This is a genomic window from Gilvimarinus sp. 1_MG-2023, from assembly GCF_030548285.1.
The window spans coordinates 1-508 of sequence record NZ_JAUOSC010000091.1 but is presented as its reverse complement, the minus strand read 5'-3'; the positions used below and the strand labels follow the sequence as shown (position 1 = coordinate 508).

Sequence of the window (508 nt, the reverse complement as noted above, 5' to 3'; positions counted from 1 at the left end):
GAATACCGGTGCCGTAAAACAGGTTGGCGGGCAGGCCGATTATGCCCTTGATGTAGCCCTGTTTGATCAGGTTCTCACGGATGCGGGCTTCAGCGTTGCCACGGAAGAGCACGCCGTGGGGCAGGATCACCGCGCCCTTGCCGGTGCTTTTCAGGCTTTTGAGGATGTGCAGCAGAAAGGTGTAATCACCATTTTTCTCCGGCGGAATGCCCCACACAAAGCGGTTGAACGGGTCTGCTTCCGGGTTGAGGCCGCTGGTCCAGTTTTTGTTGGAAAACGGCGGGTTGGCCACAGCAAAGTCGAAGGTTTTTAACTGGGTATTGCCGTTGCTCCCGACTTCCTTCCACTGCGGGTCTGAAATGGTATTACCTTTCCAGATTTTGGCGGTATCGGTGTTGTGCAGGATCATGTTCATGCGCGCCAGGGCGCTGGTGGCGTTGTCCATCTCCTGACCGAAAATCGACAGCCCCCGGGGGGCCTGATCACTGGCTTTCAACAATAGTGAGCC

General features: G+C 56.3%; 1 protein-coding gene. It reads right to left on the bottom strand.

Annotated features, from left to right (window positions below; all coding sequences use genetic code 11):
* A partial coding sequence (locus Q4563_RS15830; RefSeq protein WP_303605148.1) for an HsdM family class I SAM-dependent methyltransferase occupies window positions 1-508 on the bottom strand: 508 nt, incomplete at both ends.